This is a genomic window from Micromonospora sp. WMMD967, from assembly GCF_029626165.1.
GTDB lineage: Bacteria > Actinomycetota > Actinomycetes > Mycobacteriales > Micromonosporaceae > Micromonospora > Micromonospora taraxaci.
This window is the reverse complement of sequence record NZ_JARUBK010000001.1, coordinates 6232903-6252114: the sequence shown is the minus strand read 5'-3', so window position 1 is coordinate 6252114 and position 19212 is coordinate 6232903. Positions and strand designations below refer to the sequence as shown.

Annotated in this window: 14 protein-coding genes; 10 read left to right on the top strand and 4 right to left on the bottom strand. The window is 71.1% G+C overall.

All coding sequences use genetic code 11. The features are described 5' to 3' along the window. Window positions 1–225: 225 nt before the first annotated feature. Window positions 226–2415 carry a transglycosylase domain-containing protein gene (locus O7631_RS28035; protein ID WP_278147032.1) on the top strand — a complete coding sequence of 730 codons (2190 nt, stop codon included), beginning with the start codon at window positions 226–228 and terminating at the stop codon, window positions 2413–2415. A 133-nt stretch (window positions 2416–2548) separates the two neighbouring features. Here O7631_RS28035 and O7631_RS28030 read toward each other — a convergent pair whose 3' ends face one another. After that, window positions 2549–4399, bottom strand: a complete 1851-nt coding sequence (locus O7631_RS28030) for a thiamine pyrophosphate-requiring protein (RefSeq protein ID WP_278147031.1) — start codon at window positions 4397–4399, stop codon at window positions 2549–2551. A 119-nt stretch (window positions 4400–4518) separates the two neighbouring features. On the opposite strand from O7631_RS28030, the gene O7631_RS28025 reads away from it, so the two are divergent. The 3 genes from O7631_RS28025 to O7631_RS28015 all read left to right on the top strand — a co-directional run bounded on the left by O7631_RS28025 (window position 4519) and on the right by O7631_RS28015 (window position 8661). Beyond that, the gene (locus tag O7631_RS28025) at window positions 4519–5340 is read left to right on the top strand and encodes an RNA methyltransferase (protein WP_278147030.1); all 822 of its coding nucleotides are present in this window, start codon (window positions 4519–4521) and stop codon (window positions 5338–5340) included. A 46-nt stretch (window positions 5341–5386) separates the two neighbouring features. Further along, window positions 5387–6838 (top strand): argininosuccinate synthase, encoded by a 1452-nt coding sequence (gene argG / locus O7631_RS28020; RefSeq protein ID WP_278147029.1) that lies wholly within the window; start codon window positions 5387–5389, stop codon window positions 6836–6838. A 98-nt stretch (window positions 6839–6936) separates the two neighbouring features. Then, a complete protein-coding gene (locus O7631_RS28015) occupies window positions 6937–8661 on the top strand; it encodes a PucR family transcriptional regulator (protein WP_278147028.1) in 1725 nt (574 codons plus the stop codon). A 101-nt stretch (window positions 8662–8762) separates the two neighbouring features. Here O7631_RS28015 and O7631_RS28010 read toward each other — a convergent pair whose 3' ends face one another. Next, window positions 8763–10106, bottom strand: coding sequence for a hypothetical protein (locus O7631_RS28010; RefSeq protein WP_278147027.1), 1344 nt, complete (start codon window positions 10104–10106; stop codon window positions 8763–8765). Window positions 10107–10188: 82 nt separating this feature from the next. On the opposite strand from O7631_RS28010, the gene murD reads away from it, so the two are divergent. Then, window positions 10189–11535, top strand: a complete 1347-nt coding sequence (murD, locus tag O7631_RS28005; protein WP_278147026.1) for a UDP-N-acetylmuramoyl-L-alanine--D-glutamate ligase — start codon at window positions 10189–10191, stop codon at window positions 11533–11535. Window positions 11536–11570: 35 nt separating this feature from the next. On the opposite strand, the gene O7631_RS28000 is transcribed toward murD, so the two are convergent. Next, window positions 11571–12530, bottom strand: a complete 960-nt coding sequence (locus O7631_RS28000; RefSeq protein ID WP_278147025.1) for a hypothetical protein — start codon at window positions 12528–12530, stop codon at window positions 11571–11573. A gap of 82 nt (window positions 12531–12612) precedes the next feature. Between O7631_RS28000 and O7631_RS27995 the strand changes: the two genes are divergently transcribed. The 5 genes from O7631_RS27995 (at window position 12613) to O7631_RS27975 (ending at window position 17975) form a co-directional block, all read left to right on the top strand. After that, a complete protein-coding gene (locus O7631_RS27995) occupies window positions 12613–13482 on the top strand; it encodes a hypothetical protein (protein WP_278147024.1) in 870 nt (289 codons plus the stop codon). A gap of 31 nt (window positions 13483–13513) precedes the next feature. Then, entirely contained in the window at window positions 13514–14311 is a 798-nt protein-coding gene (locus O7631_RS27990; RefSeq protein WP_278147023.1) for a hypothetical protein, read from the top strand. 369 nt (window positions 14312–14680) lie between these two features. After that, a complete protein-coding gene (ngcE, locus tag O7631_RS27985) occupies window positions 14681–16096 on the top strand; it encodes an N-acetylglucosamine/diacetylchitobiose ABC transporter substrate-binding protein (RefSeq protein WP_278147022.1) in 1416 nt (471 codons plus the stop codon). A gap of 68 nt (window positions 16097–16164) precedes the next feature. Further along, on the top strand, window positions 16165–17073 hold the full coding sequence (locus tag O7631_RS27980) for a sugar ABC transporter permease (RefSeq protein WP_269683283.1): 909 nt from the start codon (window positions 16165–16167) through the stop codon (window positions 17071–17073). Window positions 17074–17156: 83 nt separating this feature from the next. Next, on the top strand, window positions 17157–17975 hold the full coding sequence (locus O7631_RS27975; protein ID WP_278148044.1) for a carbohydrate ABC transporter permease: 819 nt from the start codon (window positions 17157–17159) through the stop codon (window positions 17973–17975). 151 nt (window positions 17976–18126) lie between these two features. On the opposite strand, the gene O7631_RS27970 is transcribed toward O7631_RS27975, so the two are convergent. Continuing rightward, on the bottom strand, window positions 18127–19113 hold the full coding sequence (locus O7631_RS27970; RefSeq protein ID WP_278147021.1) for a BadF/BadG/BcrA/BcrD ATPase family protein: 987 nt from the start codon (window positions 19111–19113) through the stop codon (window positions 18127–18129). Window positions 19114–19212 lie beyond the last annotated feature (99 nt).

Sequence of the window (19212 nt, the reverse complement as noted above, 5' to 3'; positions counted from 1 at the left end):
CCGCCCCGCCCGCCGCCCGCCCTGGTGATCAAGAGGTTTGCGTCAAGAATCGCCCCGCATCTGACGCAAACCTCTTGATCACCGGCGCAGCGGGTGGGGGTGGGGGTAGGGCGCACAGGGGGAGGGGTTGAGGGCTGAGGGTTGGCTGGTGGGAGCCCGTGAAGTTGCTGACAATCCTGCTGCAGGGCTGGCCGGTTGGCGGTTTTTGTGGCAATCCTGGGGAGCATGGCCGCCTCCCGCTCGCCGCTGTCGCGGCTGTTCACCGTGCTGCTCGCCGGCGTGCTGGCCGGGCTCGTCCTGGCAGTCGCCGCGCTGCCGGGCAACCTGCTGCTCGGGCTCAGCGCCCGTGCCGCCCTCGGTTCGTACGCCGCGTTGCCGGCCTCGCTGAAGACCCCGGCCACCCCGCAGCGCTCGTACCTCTACGCCAACGACGGCAAGACGCTGATCACGACGTTCTACGACGTGAACCGTACCGACGTCCCGTTGGCGGACATCGCCCCGGTGATGCGGCAGGCGATCGTAGCGGCCGAGGACCGGCGCTTCTACGACCACGGCGGCGCTGACCTGCGCGGCCTCGCCCGGGCGCTGGTGGCCAACGTCAAGGGCGGCGGCACCGAGCAGGGTGGCTCGACGCTGACCATGCAGTACGTCCGCAACGTGCTCAAGACCGACCCCACCCGCACCGCCGAGGAGCGCGCCGCCGCCACCGACCCCACCGTCGGCCGCAAGATCCAGGAGATCAAGTACGCGAGCGCGCTGGACAAGAACCTCGGCAAGGACGAGATCCTCGACCGGTACCTGAACATCGCCTACTTCGGCTCCGGCGCGTACGGGATCGCGGCGGCCAGCCAGCGGTACTTCGGCAAACCGCCGGCACAGCTGACCCTCGCCGAGTCGGCCCTGCTCGCCGGCCTGGTGCAGTCCCCGGACGCGTACAGCCCGATCGACGGCGACAAGAACGAGGCGCTGACCCGCCGGTCGTACGTGCTGGACTCGATGGTCGCCACCAACGCGATCACCGCGGCCCAGGCCGCCCAGGCCAAGGCGGAGCCGTTGACCCTGCACCCGACCGCCCAGCCCAACGGCTGCACCGCCGTCTCCCACGGCCACGACGACTGGGGATTCTTCTGCGACTACCTGCGTCAGTGGTGGCGGAGCCAGCCGGCGTTCGGTGCCACCGTCGCGGAGCGCGAGCAGGCCCTGCGCTCGGGCGGCTACACGGTGATCACCACGCTGGACCCGAAGATCCAGGCCACCGCGCAGCAGCAGGCCACCAAGGTGTACGGGTACGACAACAAGCGCGCCCTGCCGATCGCGGCGGTCCAGCCGGGCACCGGGCAGGTGCTGGCGATGGCCGTCAACCGGCACTACAGCCTGGCCGACAACCCGGCCGGGCAGGCGAACCACCCGAACACCGTCAACCCGTTGATCTCCGGCGGGGCCAGCGTCGACGGGTACCAGGCGGGTTCGACGTTCAAGATGTTCACCATGCTCGCCGCGTTGGAGTCGGGCCGTACCCTCTCCACCGGCTTCGACGCGCCGGCCAAGCTGCCCACCCGGTACGCCGCCGAAGGCCCGGGCAGTTGCGACGGGCGCTGGTGCCCGGCGAACGCCAACCCGGACTGGATGGACGGGTACCGGATGATGTGGGACGGCTTCGGCCGCTCGGTGAACACCTACTTCGTCTGGCTGGCCGAGCAGGTCGGCCAGGACAAGGTGGTCGAGATGGCGCAGCGGCTCGGCATCACGTTCCGCGCCGACTCGGACGCGGCCTTCGCCAAGAACAACGCCGCGAACTGGGGTTCGTTCACCCTCGGCGTGGCCGCCACCACCCCGCTGGACCTGGCCAACGCGTACGCCACGGTGGCCGCCGAGGGCACCTACTGCACGCCGGTGCCGGTGGTCTCGGTCACCGACGCGAACGGTGCGAAGGTGCCGGTGGGTCAGCCGTCCTGCAAGCGGGTCCTCGACCCCGACGTCGCCCGTGCCGCGACCGACGCCGCTCGCTGCCCGGTGGGTCAGCAGTCCGCGTTCGGGCAGTGCAACGGTGGCACCGCGACCGGTGTGAACGGCATCCTCGACGGCCGGCCGGTGGCGGGGAAGACGGGCAGCTCGGAGCAGAACTCCACCGAGACGTTCGTCGGTTTCACCCCGCAGGTCGCGGTGGCCGGCATCGCCGCCAACCCGGACGACCCGGCCGACTCGGTGGGTTCCGCGGTGCAGACCAAGGTGATCGACGCGGTCGCCCGGGTCATCGCCACCGCCGTCAAGGGCCAGCCGGAGAAGGCGTTCGCGGCGCCCAGCAAGGAGTTGGCCGGCAACCCCCGTCGTCCGGTCGAGCGCCCGGCGGTCCCGCAGACCCCGAACGAGGATCGCCTGTCGCCACTGGAGCGCTGGCTAAACCGCCGAGGCTAACCCCGCCCGCCCCGCCCCGCCGCCCCGCCCCGTCGATCATGGACTTGTGGTGCCCGTTGTACGGGTTTTCGCGGCCTTCATCCACCACCACAACTCCATGATCGACCGGGTGAGGGTGAGGGTGAGGGTGGGGTTAGCGGTCGCGGCGGCGGCGGGGGCGGTAGCTGGCCAGGGTGGCCGGTAGGCCGCGGCGGACGATCCCGGCCCAGTCGGTGTCGCCCCGCAGCACCGCCGCCGCGGTCTTGCGGGCCTGCTCGGCGGTGAAGTGCGGCGGGAGCATCAACTCGGCCGGGTCGACCAGGGCGTTGATGACCACCGGCCGGTCGGCGGACAGGGCACGGTCCCACACGTCGGGCACCTGCTCGGGCGAGTCGACCAGCTCACCGCGCAGCCCGAGCACCTCCGCCCACTGGTGGTAGGCGATGTCCGGCAGCTGCTGGCTGTCCGGGAACATCGGCGTCCCCTCGGTGGAGCGCTGCTCCCAGCTGACGAACGCCAGGTCCCGGTTGTTGAGCACCAGCACCACGAACCGCGGGTCGGCCCAGCTACGCCAGTACTTCGCCACGGTGATCAGCTCGTTGACCCCGTTCATCTGCATGGCGCCGTCGCCGATCAGCGCGACCAACGGCCGGTCCGGGTGGGCGAACTTGGCGCTCAGCGCGTACGGCATGGCGCCGCCCATGGACAGCAGTGTGCCGGACAGGCTGGCCAGCATCCCGGGGCGGACCTGGATGTGCCGGGCGTACCAGGCGGTGGTGGTGCCGCAGTCGACGGCGAGCAGCACGTCGTCGGGCAGCCGTTCGTTGAGGGTGTGGAAGAGCAACTGCGGGTTGACCGGGTCGGCGGCCTGCTCGGCCAGGTCGCGTTGCACCCGACGCCAGGCCGAGGTCGCCTCGGCGATCTCGGCCCGCCAGGCGGTCGGCGCGGGGCCGGGGCCCAGCTCGTCCAGCAGCGCCCGCAGCGTGGGGCGGGCGTCGCCGGTCAGGTTCACCTCGGTCGGGTACCGCAGCCCGAGTTGGGTGCCGTCCAGGTCGATCTGGACCGCACGGGCCTGTCCGGGTGGTGGGTAGAACTCCGAGTACGGCATGTTGCTGCCCACGATCAGCAGCCGGTCGCACCCGGTCATGAGCTGCCAGCTCGGTCGGGTGCCGAGCAGCCCGATCGCGCCGGTCACCCACGGCTCGCGGTGGTCGACGGCGGTGAAGCCGAGCAGGGCGGTGGCCACGCCGGCACCGAGTCGGTCGGCGATCTCGCGGACCTCGTCACGCGCGCCGAGCGCGCCCTGCCCGACCAGCATCGCCACCCGCTGCCCGCCGCGCAGCACCTCGGCGGCCCGGCGTACGTCCGCCTCCGGCGGCACTGTCGGCGTGCTGCTCGGCGCGTTGCTGGTCTGGTAGTAGCCGTGCGCGTGCGGCGGGTCCACGACCGCCGGCTCGTCCTGGATGTCGAGGGGGAGGATCAGGGCGGTGACGGTACTTCGGGCCAGGGCCGTGCGGCACGCGCGGTCGACCAGGTGCCGGACCTGCGCGGGGTGGTCGAGTTGGGCCAGGAAGGCTGCTGCCACGTCCTTGTAGAGGGCGAGCAGGTCGACCTCCTGGTAGTAGCCGCCACCCTCGGCGGTGGTAGCGGTGTGCCCGACCAGGGCGACCACGGGCTGGTGGTCGAGCTTCGCGTCGTACAGGCCGTTGAGCAGGTGGATGGCACCGGGTCCGCTGGTGACCAGGGCGCAGCCCAGCGGCCCGCCGCCGTACTTGACGTGCGCGGACGCGGCGAAACCGGCGGTCTCCTCGTGGCGTACCTGGATGAACTGGGCGCGTCCGTCGGTGCGTTGCAGGGCGGAGGTCATGCCGTTGATGCCGTCGCCGGGGTAGCCGAAGTAGCGGTGCACGCCCCAGCTGAACAGTCGCGACACGATGTGGTCGGCGACGGTCGGATGCCGGGGCAGAGCGCCCGCTTGGTGCGGTGCGGTGTGGTCCGTGCTCACCTGGCTGGTCCTTCCCGTCGGATCCCTGCTGGGCCCGGTCATTCCCCTTCTTCTTCGGACAAAACACCCCACCCGGCGGGCGTCGGAGTGGGAGGCTCGCCGTCCGGCAGAATCGTCGGGTGCCCGTCCACCAGATCACCGACCCTGACGACGACCGGATCGCCGACTACCGAGCGCTCACCGACGTCGAGCTGCGTACCCGCTGGGAACCGCCGCACGGACTGTTCATCGCCGAGGGGGAGCTGGTGCTGCGCCGGGCGTTGCGGGCGGGCTACCCGGCCCGGTCGTACCTCGTCGACGCCAAGCGGATCGACCAGCTCGCCGACCTGGACACCGGCGACGCGCCGGTGTACGCCGCCACGCCCGACGTCTTGCAGCAGGCCACCGGTTTCCACGTACACCGTGGGGTGCTGGCGTCGTTCCACCGCCGGTCGCTGCCGACGGCGGCCGAGGTACTCGCCGCCGCGCGCCGGATCGTGATCCTGGAGGACGTCAACAACCACACCAACCTCGGGGCGATCTTCCGGGGTGCCGCAGCGCTCGGCGTCGACGCGGTGCTGCTGTCGCCGACCTGCGCCGACCCGCTGTACCGGCGCAGTGTGCGGGTCAGCATGGGGGAGGTGTTCGCGGTGCCGTACGCCAAGCTCGATCGTTGGCCGGCGGGCCTGGAACAGGTGCGCGAGGCCGGCTTCACGGTGCTCGCCATGACGCCCGCGCCGGACGCCGTACCCATGCAGCGGTTGACCCCGGCGCAGCGCGAGCGGGCGGCGTTGCTGCTCGGTGCGGAGGGCCCCGGCCTGACCGCGGCGGCTCAGGCGGCCAGCGACGTGCGGGTGGTCCTCCCGATGCGACGTGGGGTCGACTCGTTGAACGTGGCCGCCGCGGCGGCGGTGGCGTTCTGGGAGTTGGGCCGCGACGACGCGCCGAGCGACAGCGAGTAACCGCTTCGACTTGCATGGCCATACGTTCTATTGCATAATTTTCCCCGTGTCCAAGGTTCTCACCTCCCTGCCCACCGGCGAACGTGTCGGCATCGCCTTCTCCGGCGGCCTCGACACCTCTGTAGCTGTCGCGTGGATGCGCGACAAGGGCGCGATTCCCTGCGCCTACACCGCCGACATCGGCCAGTACGACGAGCCCGACATCGCCTCGGTGCCCGGTCGCGCGCTCAGCTACGGCGCCGAGTTGGGCCGCCTGGTCGACTGCCGCGCCGCCCTGGTCGAGGAGGGCCTCGCGGCGCTGACCTGCGGCGCGTTCCACATCCGTTCCGGCGGGCGGGCGTACTTCAACACGACCCCGCTGGGCCGCGCCGTCACCGGGACGCTGCTGGTGCGGGCGATGATCTCCGACGACGTCCAGATCTGGGGCGACGGCTCGACGTTCAAGGGCAACGACATCGAGCGGTTCTACCGGTACGGCCTGCTGGCCAACCCGATGCTGCGGATCTACAAGCCGTGGCTGGACACCGCCTTCGTCAGCGAGCTGGGTGGGCGTAAGGAGATGTCGGAGTGGCTGCAGGAACGCGGCCTGCCCTACCGGGACAGCACTGAGAAGGCCTACTCCACCGACGCCAACATCTGGGGCGCCACGCACGAGGCGAAGACCCTGGAGCACCTCGACACCGGCATCGAGACGGTCAATCCGATCATGGGAGTCCGCTTCTGGGACCCGTCGGTGGAGATCCCGACCGAGGACGTCACCGTCGGCTTCGACCAGGGCCGACCGGTGACGATCAACGGCAAGGAGTTCGGCAGCGCCGTCGACCTGGTGCTGGAGGCCAACGCCATCGGCGGCCGGCACGGCCTGGGCATGTCCGACCAGATCGAGAACCGGATCATCGAGGCCAAGAGCCGGGGCATCTACGAGGCGCCCGGCATGGCGCTGCTGCACTACGCGTACGAGCGGCTGGTCAACGCCATCCACAACGAGGACACCCTGGCCAACTACCACAACGAGGGTCGCCGTCTCGGCCGGCTCATGTACGAGGGTCGCTGGCTGGACCCGCAGGCGCTGATGCTGCGCGAGTCGCTGCAGCGCTGGGTCGGCACCGCCGTCACCGGCGAGGTGACGATGCGACTGCGCCGGGGTGAGGACTACTCGATCCTCGACACCACCGGTCCCGCGTTCAGCTACCACCCCGACAAGCTGTCCATGGAGCGCACCGAGGACTCGGCGTTCGGCCCGTCGGACCGAATCGGCCAGCTCACCATGCGCAACCTGGACATCGCCGACTCGCGGGCGAAGCTGGAGCAGTACGCCTCCCTGGGCATGGTCGGCGGCGCGGCCCCGCAGCGGGTCATCGGCGCGGCGCAGGCGGCCTCGACCGGGCTGATCGGCGCGATGCCCGAGGGCGGCGCGGAGGCCATCGCCTCCCGGGGTGTCGCCTCCGCCGAGGACGAGGCGCTCGACCGGGCCGCCATGGAGTTCGGCGTCGACTGAGCCCGTCCTGCCACGTCGCCAGGCCGAGGCGGGCCCATGCCGCCGCCCCGGCTCGCGTCGCCGGCCGCTGTTCGGGATCTGGCATCACGGACGGTAACGTGGCGGCCGTGTTCCCTACCGTCCGTGAGGTCCTCGCCCTGGACCCCGTACGCCACGGGGCGCCGCGCGTCGTTGCCGGAGACGCGGGGCTGGACCGGCCGGTCCGATGGATACACATCGCCGAGGTGCCGGACATCGCCACCCTGTTGGGCGGCGGCGAGCTGGTGCTCACCACCGGCATCGGCCTTCCCGGCGACGACGCGGGCCTGCGCGCGTTCATCGGTGACCTCGCCGACGTCGGCGTCTCCGGACTCGTCGTCGAGCTGGGCCGCCGCTACCTGACCGGGGTGCCCCGGGTGATGGTCGCCGCCGCCGAGCGGCGTGGACTTCCCCTGGTGGAGTTGCGTCGGGCCACCCCGTTCGTGCGGATCACCGAGGCGGTGCACGCGCTGATCGTCGACGCGCAGCTCACCGAGCTGCGCGCCACCGAGGAGATCCACCAGCGCTTCAACGACCTGTCCGTCGAGGGCGCCGACACCGCCGAGGTCATCCGGCAGGCCGCCGAACTGTCCGGATGCCCGGTGGTCCTGGAGAACCTCTCCCGGCAGGTGCTCGGGTACGACCCGGCGGGCGAGAGCGCCGAACTGCTGCTCGACGGCTGGGAGCAACACTCCCGGCGGATCCCCCTGACCGGGCGTACCGCGTACGACCCGGACAGTGGCTGGCTGGTCACGGCCGTCGGCGCGCGAGGTCAGGACTGGGGGCGGCTGCTGCTGCGCTGGCCGGCCAGCGGCGACGTTCCCAGCGCCCAGTCCGGCGAGCCGACCGCCGGGCCGCCCACCCGGCTCACGATCCTCCTCGAACGGGCCGCGTCCACGCTCGCGTTGGGTCGACTGATCCGCCGTGACGCCGAAGGGCTGGAGCGGCAGATCCACCGCACCCTGCTCACCGCGCTGCTCGACCACTCCCGGCCGGTGGACGAGGTCGCGCTGCGGGCCAAGGCGCTCGGTGTGGTGCTCGACCGTCGGCACCTGGTTGGCGTGATGGTCCGACACCGGGCCGAGGACCTGGTCGGGGAGAACGGCCCGGAGGCGGGTCAGGCCCGGCTGCGGGACCTCTCCGAGGCGGTCGGTCAGGCGCTGCGGGAGGTGAAGCTGACCGCGCTGACCAGCGCTGTCGACGACAACTCGGTGGGCGTGCTGCTGGCCCTGACCGACCCGGCCGCCGAGGACCGCGCGCTGTCCGCGTTCGCCACCGCACTCCGTCGGGTACGCCTCGACTCCGGAGCGACCCGGGTGGCATCCGGTGCTGACCCGGCCCGGGGTGTCGGGGCGGGTGCGGTGATCGTGGCCGCCGGTTCCGGGGTGGGGAGCCTGCGGGAGGCCCGACGCTCCCTGGTCGAGGCACGGCAGATCGCCGAGGCCGCCCGCCGGGATCGGCGGGACCTGCCGGTCTTCCGTCTTCCGCACGTCGGGCTGGCCGGGCTGCTGCACCTGCTGCGCGACGAGCCCCGCCTGCAGACCTTCGTGGAACGTGAACTCGGCGCACTGTTGGAGTACGACGCCCGGCACCCCCGGGAGCAGTTGCTCGACACCCTGCGCGCGTACCTCGAACAGGGTCGCAACAAGACCGCGGGCGCCGCCGCCGCCCACCTGTCCCGGCCCGCGTTCTACGAACGCCTGGCCCGCATCGCCCGCATCCTCGACGTCGACCTGGATTCGGTGGAGGCCAGCCTCTCCCTACACGTGGCCCTACTGGCCCTGGAAGCAGTCCGAACCCCCTAACCCCACCCACCCACCTCCACCTTGTTGATCAAGAGGTTTGCGTCAGAAATCGCGCTGCCGGTGACGCAAAGCTCTTGATCAACAGGAGCGGGGTGAGGGGGTTAGAGGTTTAGGGTTTTTGCGTAGGTTGGGGGGATGTGGTTGGGGCCGCCGGGGGTGAAGACGTCCGTCTTCGCGACCGCGGACCAGGCTGTTGCGGGGACGGCCTCGACCAGGGCTCTGACCACCGGGGCGTCGCGCCACTGGTCCTGCTCGGCGAGCAGACCGAGGGCCACCACCGACTCCTCGACCTCGCCCACGCACTCGAACGGCTTGTGCCCGTCCACGCCCAGCAGCTCCCGGTAGCCGGGGATCTGCTCCGGGTCGGCGAGCAGGTCACCGCCGAAGATGTGCGTGACCCGCTCCCGCGACATGAACGGCGCCATGGCCAGGAAGACGAATCGGCACTTCGGGCAGTCGCGGCACCAGCGCTCGCTCGCGTCGTGCAGCTTGAACGCGGCGTTGCAACTGGTCACCACGTCGTCGTACCGGGTGATCTCGGCGAACAGCCGGGCGATGTGCAGCTCCGACAGTGACCGCAGCAGCGAGAAGTACGGGTCGGTCAGGCCGGCGTGCTCGGCCAGCGCCGACCGCAGCAGCCCTTCCGCCTCGACACCCTTGGACCACTGGTGGTTGATCTCGTGGCCGTCCCAGACCAGGTTCGGGTCGGACGCCGAACGCTCGTTGGACATCACCACCGGGCCGAGCCCGTGCAGCACGGCGGTGGCCACCGCGATCAGCGAGTTGATCGCCGTGACCGGGATGTGCCCGTTCAGGGCACCGGCCTTGTTCAGGTCGAACAACACCGGGTCGATCCGCCGCCGGGCAGCGAGAGGGGTCAGCCCGGACGCCTCGTTGACCGCCACGATCACGTGGTTCGGGTTGACCGAGAACGGCACCGGGTCCAGTTCGGCGCGACGCAGCGCCTCCAGGCTGACGATCGAGTCCTTGCCACCGCCGACCGCGGAGAGGGGGCGACGGTCGGAGTCGTCGTACACCCGGGGCGGCTCCGGCGAGCCTGCCGGCACCTCGGGGCGCAGCTGGAGCACGTGCGGCAGTTGGTTGCGGTACGCGTACTCGGCGAGGCCCTTGGTGTAGACGGCCGTGACGTAGTCGACGACGGCCGCGCCCAGCGGCGCCGGCAGCACCAGCCGGGGCGGCGCGGCGGCCTTGTAGTAGCTGACGCCGGCGACGAGGTGCAGCACCTCGAGCACCCGGTTGAGGGTCGCCACGGTCTCGTCCGAGGGTGGCTCCGCCGGCAGCGGAAGGGTGATCGCCTCGGTGAACCGCTGCTCACCGGCTGGACCGGTCAGGGCGTAGTCGAACAACACCTCGCCGGTGGCGAAGTCGATCGAGTAGGACGGGAAGGTGAAGGCGTCCATCCGCCGGAGCTGCTCGTTAGGCACACGCCATACTAGGCCCTGGTTCGTCCGGCCGTGTCCGGACCGGGCCTGCCCCGCCGCCACCGTGACCCCCGAGGAGAGCCCAGTGCGCCTGTCTGACCTGCGCGGACGTACCGTCGCCGTCTGGGGCACCGGTCGGGAAGGTCGGGCCGCTGTGACCGCGATCGCCGCTCACGGCCCGGCCGACCTGGTCGCCGTCGACGACAGCGCGAACTTCCTGTCGCTGCCCTGGGAAGGCCCGTTGGCCGAGGCCGCCCCGCTGGTGACCGGCGAGGCGGGCTTCGAACGGTTGGCCTCCGCGGACGTGGTGGTCCGCTCCCCGGGCGTGCCGCAGACCCACCCGTGGCTCGTCGAACTGCGTCGACGCGGGGTCATGGTGACCCAGGGCACCGCGCTGTGGATGGCCGACCACGCCGCCCGCACCGTCGGGGTCACCGGCAGCAAGGGCAAGAGCACCACCTCCAGCCTGATCAGTCACCTGCTCACCGCGATGGGCCGGCCGAACGTCTTCGGCGGCAACATCGGGGTGCCGACCCTGGACCTGCCCGAGGCGGAGCTGTACGTGCTGGAGCTGTCCAGCTATCAGTGCAGCGATCTCGCCGACTCGCCACGGGTGGCGGTGGTCACCGCGCTGTTCCCCGAACACCTCGACGCGCACGGTGGGGAGCGGGAGTACTACCGGGACAAGCTCAACCTGCTCGCCCACGACCCGCAGACGATCGTCGTCAACGGTGGCGACCCGAGGCTCGCCGCCGAGTTGGGGGAGTTGCCGGCGGTCCGGGCCGGTCGCCCCGACAGCACCCACGTCGCCGCCGGCGCCGACGGCACACAGTGGTTCCACCTCGGTGACCAGCCACTCTTCCCGCGTGCCGTGCTCCCGCTGGTCGGCCGGCACAACGAGGGCAACCTGTGCGTCGCGCTCGCCGTCCTCGACGCGCTCGGCGTCGACGTGGTGGCCGGCAAGGACCACCTCGCCATCGCGGTCGCCGAGTTCCAGGGGTTGGCCCACCGGCTCACCGAGATCACCGACCCGTCCGGGTTGACCTTCGTCGACGACACCCTCGCCACCAGCCCGTACGCGGCGATGCACGCGATCGACGCGTACGACGGGCGGCCGTTGACGGTGATCGTCGGAGGCAACGACCGAGGGCTGGACTACACGCCGTTGGCCGAGCACCTGGCCGAGCGGGAGCTGACCGTGATCGGTATTCCGGACAGCGGCGTACGCATCGTCGAGGCGCTCGCCAACCTGCCGAAGGTACGGACCGAGGTGGTCGACGACCTGGTGGACGCGGTACGGCTGTCCCGGGAGGTGACCCCGGTCGGCGGGGTGGTGCTGCTGTCGCCGGCCGCGCCCAGCTACGGCCGGTTCCGCAACTTCGAGCACCGCTCCGAGGTCTTCGCCCAGGCGGTGGCCGACACGGCCGGCTGAGCCCAGGCCGTCGTCGATACGGCCGGCTGACGACCTCAGCCGGATGGGAGCGCGGCGTGCAGGGCGCGCATCGAGCGGATCGCCGAGCGGATCTCCTGAAGGTAGCGGCCCGGGGTGAGCGTCTGCTCGGGTAGGACCGCCAGGTCGGCCACCGCCGGGTCCACCCCGACCGTGTCGATGTCGCAGCCGTAGGGCACGGCCAGGGTGCGCAGCGCGTCGCAGTGCTGGAACGGTACGTAGATCGGCGCGGTGACCGTCAGCACCTCGTCGCCCGGGGCGAGTCGGACGTGCCCGGCCCAGAAGCGTTGCGTGTCGGCGGTGTGGGCCCGTCGACGGTCCGGTTCGCTGGACGGCGCGGCCAGCACCCGTACCGGTGGGAGGCCCGCCGGTCGGTAGGTCCGCGACGACCACGAGTGGTGCGGGTGGCCGGCGTCGACGCCGGCCTGCTCGGCCGGGGCGGCCACCTCGAACACCCGCCGGACGGCGGTGTCCAGCACGTCCACCTCGGTGGCGTCGGCGGGCAGGCCCGCGTCGGCCAGGGTTCGGCGTTCCCAGTCCGACAGCGGCCGGAAGCTGCCCAACACGGCGATCTCACCGGTCACCGTGAGGCCGGCGCGGAGCAGGTGCGCGGCGTACCCGACGCGGCGGACACAGGCGTGCGCCAGGCCGCCGAGCACCACCAGGTGGGCGTACGCCGGGCGGGCCGGCACCGCCGGGTGGATCAGCCCGAGCGCGGCGGCCGTGTCGAGGACCAGGGCAGTGGTGGCGGGATCGAGGTCGGGCTCGCGAGCGTCGGGCCGCTCCCGACCGGCCCGGAAATCCCAGTGGCGGGCGGAGAAGTCGTCCAGGAACCGCAGCACCTCGGCCAGGTCGCCGGCGGGCCAGCCGCCGCCGAAGTGGCGGACCAGGCCGCGCAGCGCAGTGGAGCAGACCCAGGCCCGGACGTCCTGCGTGATCCGCTCGGCGACCGTCGGAGTTGTGTCCGCTCTGTGCACCTGCCGGATGCTACCGGTGTGCCGCCACGGGCTGTTGTAGCTGGTGTTTACGCTGGCGGCAGCGGCTGATTGGGGGATTTCGATGACCCGTGACGCGGCCCGTCTGCGGGCACGTGGCAGCACCTCTGCCGGCGGCTTCCTCCGCCTGGTGGCGCACACCGACCCGGTGGCCCTGGTCGGCATCACGCTGTCGATCACCCTCAGCATCGCGCTCGACCTCAGCAACGCTGCCTCCGGCGTGGAGTCGCTGCTGGCCGGCCTGATGGGCATCACCATGCCGCTGTTGGTGGATTCGCTGGCCCGCGCGGAGCGCCGGTTCCACCTTCGTACCCTGCTGGAGGGTCCGCCCTGGCTCGCGCAGACGACGACGGAGCTGGCCGGGGCCATCCGGGACGCGACCGAGCAGCACGCGGGCACCCGGGTCGCGGTGGAGGCGCAGCGGCGGTACGAGCAGTTCCGGTTGGAGGCCGAGCAACTCGCGTACGGTCGGATCGTCCGGCGGGGCGACGAGGACGAGGACCTGGCCGGCGCGACCCGCACGTGCCTGCACCGGCTGGACGGCCTGACCAACGTGATGCCCCGGGTCAGCGGGGAGCTGAGCTGGTGGCGCAGTGAGATCGGCCGGCGCTACTGGGAGGCCAACGTGGAGGCCCTGCAACGGGGCGTCCAGGTCACCCGGGTCTTCGTCTACGCCAACCTGACCGAGGAGTTGTCCGCCCTGGTCGAGAAGCAGCGCGCGGCCGGAGCGCGGGTGGGCCTCCTGCCCCTCGGTGTGGTCAGTCCTCACCTGCACGTCAACCTGACGCTGTGGGACCTGTCGAGTTGTTGGGAGGCCCGCATGACCGCCCACGGTGAGATCGGCGAGAACCAGTTCTCCGTCAACCGGACCGACGTCGCCCGGCTCACCCGTGTGTTCGACCTCTGCGCGAGCGCCGCGACCTTCCAGGACTGACGGCTCCCCGCGGGGCGGAGGCGGGTACGCCATGACGTGGACTGGGGTCCTGCTGCTGACGGCAGTGGTCTGGGCGGTCAGCCTGATCCGTTCGGTCCGGCTCCGGGCGCTGGTCTACAGCCTGCCGCTGCCGATGACTCTCGCCCTGGTCAGCAGCGGCCACCGGGTGGAGGGCGCGCAGGTGGTGGGTGTGGTCGGGCTCAACCTCTTCTTCGTCACCGTGGCGTTCAGCCATCAGCGGCTGCGGTGGCCGATCCTGCTCGCCGACGGCGCGGGGATCGCTGTCTACGTGGCGCTCAGCGCTGGCCTGCTGGCCGTCGGCATGCCGTTCGGGGCGGCGCTCGCCGGCACGCTCGTGCTGTGGCTGGCGGCGATGCTGCTGCTGCGCCGACGTGCCCCCGCGCGACCCGCCCTCGCGGACGCGCGGCCCTCCGGCGATGCCCGACGGGATGGGCTGCCGGCGCTGCTGAAGCTGATGGTGATCTTCGTCGGGGCGGTTCTCACCACGCTTCTCGGTGCCGTGCTGCGCGGCATGGTGGTGACCTTTCCGTACTCGGGGGTGCTGGTCGCTGTCGAGGCGCGTCGTCAGTTGGTCGAGTTCAGCCGGCACTTCGCCCGCAACAGCCTCGCGCTCGTCGGTTTCCTCACCGCGTACCACTACCTTCAGGACGTCTCCCCGACCGTGGCGCTGGGCGCCGCTTGGGGGGCCTTCGCGGTGGTCGCCGCCGCGCTGCACCTGCCGCTGCGCCCCCGCCGGGCCGATCGGGCCCGCACGGCGAGCGGCACGCCCGAACCACCCCGGGTGGGGACGCCGACCGACGGGTCGTGACCAGCCCAGGCGCGCCGGCTGGTTCGGGCCGTCGGCGCTGAGTCGGGGTCGACGGGTACGCGATCCACCGCGAACGGTCGCAGTGGTGTCCGATAAAGACCACGGTCTTGATGGCCGTGTGGAGCCCGTCGATGCGCTGCTCCCGGCCGGCCGGGGTGCGGCCGGTCGGCTGGCGCGAGGGGGTGCGTTGGCACCCCGTTGGCCGCTGGTGGCGATAACGGTTCGGCCGTCAGGACTTGAAGTCCGGGCCCGGCTGTCGTAGAAATTCTTCAGCAACAGAGCATGAACTGAAGAGAATCAACGCGCCTCGCGCGGCGGTCGCCTCCCCCTGACACCGGCGGCCCGCCCGACCCGACCCGAGGAGACCCCATGAACAGGCGTGACATCCTGCGGCGTACCGCTGCCGCCGGCGTGCTGGCCACCCCCGCCGCCGGTCTGCTGGCCGGCTGCGCCACCAGCGGCGGCGGTGACAAGAGCGACGCCACCACCTACCAGGGCACCAAGAGCGCCGAGAACCCGCTCGGCGTGAAGGAGGACGCCCCACTCGAGGTGGTGATCTTCGGCGGCGGGTTCGGCGAGGAGTACGCCAAGGCCCACGAGGCCATGTACACCGAGAAGTACCCGAAGGCCAAGGTCAGGCACTCCGCCACCCAGGAGATCAGCAAGACCCTCCAGCCCCGCTTCGTCGACGGCACCCCTCCGGACGTGGTCAACAACTCCGGAGCAGGTCAGATCGACTTCAACGGGCTGGTCAGCCAGAACGCCGTCGCCGACCTCGGTGAGCTGCTCGACGCGCCGAGCCTCGACGTCCCCGGCAAGACGGTCCGGGACACCCTGCTGCCCGGCGCTGTCGAGGTCGGCTCGTACGACGGCACGTTCCTGGTCCTCAACTACACGTACACCGCCTACGGCATCTGGTACTCCGACAAGCTGTTCACCGACCGTTCCTGGGAGTACGCGAAGACCTGGGACCAGCACATCGCCCTCTGCAAGCAGATCAAGGCCGCCGGCATCGCCCCGTGGACGTACGCCGGTCTGCACCCGCGCTACATGAGCTGGCCGGTGATCGCCACCGCGATCAAGCTCGGCGGCCCGTCGGTCGCGACCGCCATCGACAACCTGGAACCGAACGCCTGGAAGTCCGAGTCGATGCGGACCGCCGCCGACGCCTGGCACCAGATCGTCAAGGACAGGTACATCCTGGACGGCTCGTCCGGTTTGGATCACAAGCAGTCACAGACCGCCTGGTGCCAGGGCAAGGCAGCGTTCATCTCCTGCGGCTCCTGGTTGGAGAGCGAGCAGAAGGACGTCACCCCGGCCGGGTTCAACATGACCATCGCGCCGACGCCGAGCCTGGGCAGTGGCGACAAGCTGCCGTTCGAGGCGATCCGGGGCACCGCGGGCGAACCGTTCATGGTGCCCGCCAAGGCCCGCAACCGCGCCGGTGGCCTGGAGTACTTCCGGACCATGCTGTCCAAGAAGGGCGCCCAGGACTTCACGAAGAAGGTCGCCAGCCTCACCGTGGTCGCCGGCGCCACCGAGGGCGTCGACCTGCCGTACGGGCTGAACAGCGTGGTCAAGGCCCTCGACGCGTCCGGTGCCAACGGTTTCAACTGGGTCTACAACAACTACTACCGCAAGTTGGAGCGCAACCTCGTCGACGCCGCGTGCGGCGAGTTCTTCAGCGGCCGGACGAGCCCCGCGGAATTCCTCGACCAGTGCCAGAAGGGTGCCGACTCGATCGCCCAGGACAGCTCGATCAAGAAGTACAAGCGAGCGGTCTGACGGCCCGACCGGCCGGTGGGGGAGCTGTCGCCCCCACCGGCCGCACCCCAACGGAAGAGGTCCTCCTCGTGAGACATGGCAAGTGGCCGCTGATCGTCGTGTTCCTGGTGCCACCGGTGCTGCTGTACGTGTTCTTCGTCGTCTCGCCGTACCTGCAGGCGTTCCAGATCTCCACCACCGACTGGCTCGGCTACTCCGCCGAGGCCAACCCGGTGGGCCTGGCGAACTTCAGAACGCTGTGGCACGACGGCTACGTGTGGAACGCGCTGAAGAACAACGCGATCCTGCTGGGCCTGGTGCCGGTGCTGACCATCCTGCTCGGGCTCTTCTTCGCCAGCATGCTCGCCCTCGGTGGGCGCAAGGGCCGTGCCGGCGTGACCGGGGTACGCGGCGGAGCGCTCTACCGCACCGTGTACTTCTTCCCGCAGGTGCTCTCCGTGGTGATCATCGCGCTGCTGTGGAAGGAGGTGTACCACCCCAACCAGGGGCTGCTCACCGGAGTAATGCACGCGGTGGGGCTACCCGCGCCGACCTGGCTCGGCGACCCCGCGACCGCGTTCTGGTGCGTACTGGCGGTGATGGTCTGGAGCAACGTCGGCTTCTACGTGGTGCTGTTCGGGGCCGCGATGTCGGCCGTGCCGAAGGAGATCTACGAGGCGGTCCTGCTCGACGGAGCGTCCCGGTTCACCACGCTGCGCCGCGTCACGCTGCCGCTGCTCTGGGACACCATCCAGGTCGCCTGGGTCTACCTGGCCATCTTCGCCCTGGACGGGTTCATCCTCGTGCAATTGATGACCAACGGAGGCCCGAACTTCTCGACCGACGTGATCGGCGTACGGATGTACGACACCGCCTTCGGCAGCGAGACCAAGTTCGGCTACGCCTCGGCGATCGGCGTGGTGATGTTCTTCCTGACCCTCACCGTGGCGGTGCTGTCGCTGCGGGTCGGCCGGCGCGATCGGATCGAGTACTCGTGACCACTCTTGATCAGCCCACCAAGCCCAGCCCCACGCCCACGCCGACCGCCGGTCGGGACCGTCCGGTGCGCCGGGAACTCGGCATCGGGAACACCCTCTCGCACGGGTTCCTGCTGCTCTGGGGCCTGCTCACCGTACTGCCGCTGCTGTGGATGTTCGTCAGCTCGTTCAAGACGAACGGTGAGATCCTGGCCGACCCCTGGGGGCTCCCCGGGACTCTGCACCTGGACAACTGGGCGCGGGCCTGGACGGGCGCGCACATCGGCCGGTACTTCCTCAACAGCCTGGTGGTGGTCACCGGCTCGGTGACCCTGACCATGCTGATGGGCGCGACCGCCGCGTACGTTTTCGCCCGCTACGAGTTCCGCGGCCGCCAGGTCGTCTACTACCTGTTCGTCGGCGGCCTGATGTTCCCGGTGTTCCTCGCCCTGGTGCCGCTCTTCTTCGTGGTCCGCAACGCCGGCCTCTTCGGCACCTGGAAAGGGCTCATCCTGGTGTACGCGGCGTACTCGCTGCCGTTCACGGTGTTCTTCCTGACCGCGTTCTTCCGGACCCTGCCGACCGCCGTGGCCGAGGCCGCCATGGTCGACGGCTGCGGGCACTTCCGGCTCTTCTTCCGGGTGATGTTGCCGATGGCGCGTCCGGGATTGATCAGCGTCGCGATCTTCAACTTCCTCAGTCACTGGAACCAGTTCCTGCTGCCGCAGGTGCTGATGCAGGGCGACGACTCCAAGTGGATGCTGGCCCAGGGGCTCTTCGCGCTGTCGGTGAGCCAGGGCTACGCGGGCGACTACGCCCGGCTCTTCGCCGGGCTGAGCATCGCGGTGCTGCCGGTGCTGGCGGTCTACGTGGCGTTTCAGCGTCAGGTGCAGGCGGGCCTCACCGCAGGGCAGCTCAAGTAGGGCCTGCCCCGCGCCCCCGCCCCGCCCCGCGCCCCCGCTCCGCCCCCATGATCCGCGCAACTTCGGTGAAACTGCTGCCTCACGGCTCGCCGAGGCAGCAGTTTCACCGATAGTGCGCGGATCTTGGCCGTCTGGCGGCGGCTCGGATGTCTCAGGTTGTCGGGAAGAGGCGGGCGTGCAGGGCGGCCGGTTCGCTGACCTCGTGCAGGTCACGGGCGGCGAGCCAGGCAGCGGCGAGGGCCCCGTCACCGGCGGTGCGTAGGCGGGCGTCCGGCCACAATCGAGCGATCTCCGCCCGGACGGCGGTGGCCAGCGGAGTGTCGCCGGTGAGCAGCCCGCCACCGAGGACGACCGGTGTCCTCGCCTCGGCCGGGCGGATCCGGCTCACGCTCTCGGCCAGGTGCGCCGCCGCCTCGGCGATCAGCGCGGTGGCGACCGGTTCGCCCTCGGCGGCGGCGGTGCTGACCAGTGGGGCCAGGCGGGCCAGCTCGACCGGTGGTCGGCGGGTCACGGCCTGGATCGTGGCGTCGACGGTGTCCCGTGGGCGGGCGGCGATCTCGGTGCTGCCCATCAGTTCGGCGAGTACCGCTGTGGTCAGCGGGCCGAGGGTGTGGCCGGAGTCCAGGTCGGCGAGCAGTCGGCGTACCGCTTCGCGACCGAGCCAGAAGCCGGAGCCCGCGTCGCCGAGGAGCCAGCCGTGCCCGTCGGCGACCCGGTCGAGGCGCAGGTCGTGGACCTGCGCGGTGATCGCCCCGGTGCCGGCGATGAGCACCGTGCCGTCCGGTTCGGCGGTGCCGGAGGCGTAGGCGACGAGGGCGTCGCCGTGCACGGCGTACGGGCAGCGCAGGCCGGCGTCGTGCCAGGCCTGGTCGAAGGCGGCGCGCCCGGCGGGATCGGCGAGTAGTCGGGCCGCGCCGGCCAGGCCGATGGTGCCGGCGACCACCCGGGCCGGGTCGAGGTCGGCGAGGGCCGCGCGGAGTGCGGTCAGCAGCTCGACGGCGGCGCGTTGTGCGCCGTGACTGGTCGGGTTGCCGCCGCCGGCGCGGCCGGTGCCGACGCGTCGTCCGGTGAGGGTCAGGGCGGTCGCCCGGGTGGACGTACCGCCGATGTCGAGGCCGACCACGACGGTGTCGGACATCGGCACGGGTCTCCTTGGATTGGACGACGTTCGGGACTGTTCATGCTGGTCGGCCCGGCCGCGCGGGGCAAGATCCGGCGGGCGCGGAGGCTTGTGCGC

What these genes read in the sequence shown, in the direction of transcription:
- O7631_RS28035 (WP_278147032.1), top strand. Translation starts at nt 226, where the DNA reads ATGGCCGCCTCCCGCTCGCCGCTGTCGCGGCTGTTCACCGTGCTGCTC.
- O7631_RS27995 (WP_278147024.1), top strand. Translation starts at nt 12,613, where the DNA reads ATGACCCGTGACGCGGCCCGTCTGCGGGCACGTGGCAGCACCTCTGCC.
- O7631_RS27990 (WP_278147023.1), top strand. Translation starts at nt 13,514, where the DNA reads ATGACGTGGACTGGGGTCCTGCTGCTGACGGCAGTGGTCTGGGCGGTC.
- ngcE (WP_278147022.1), top strand. Translation starts at nt 14,681, where the DNA reads ATGAACAGGCGTGACATCCTGCGGCGTACCGCTGCCGCCGGCGTGCTG.
- O7631_RS27970 (WP_278147021.1), bottom strand. Translation starts at nt 19,113, where the DNA reads ATGTCCGACACCGTCGTGGTCGGCCTCGACATCGGCGGTACGTCCACC.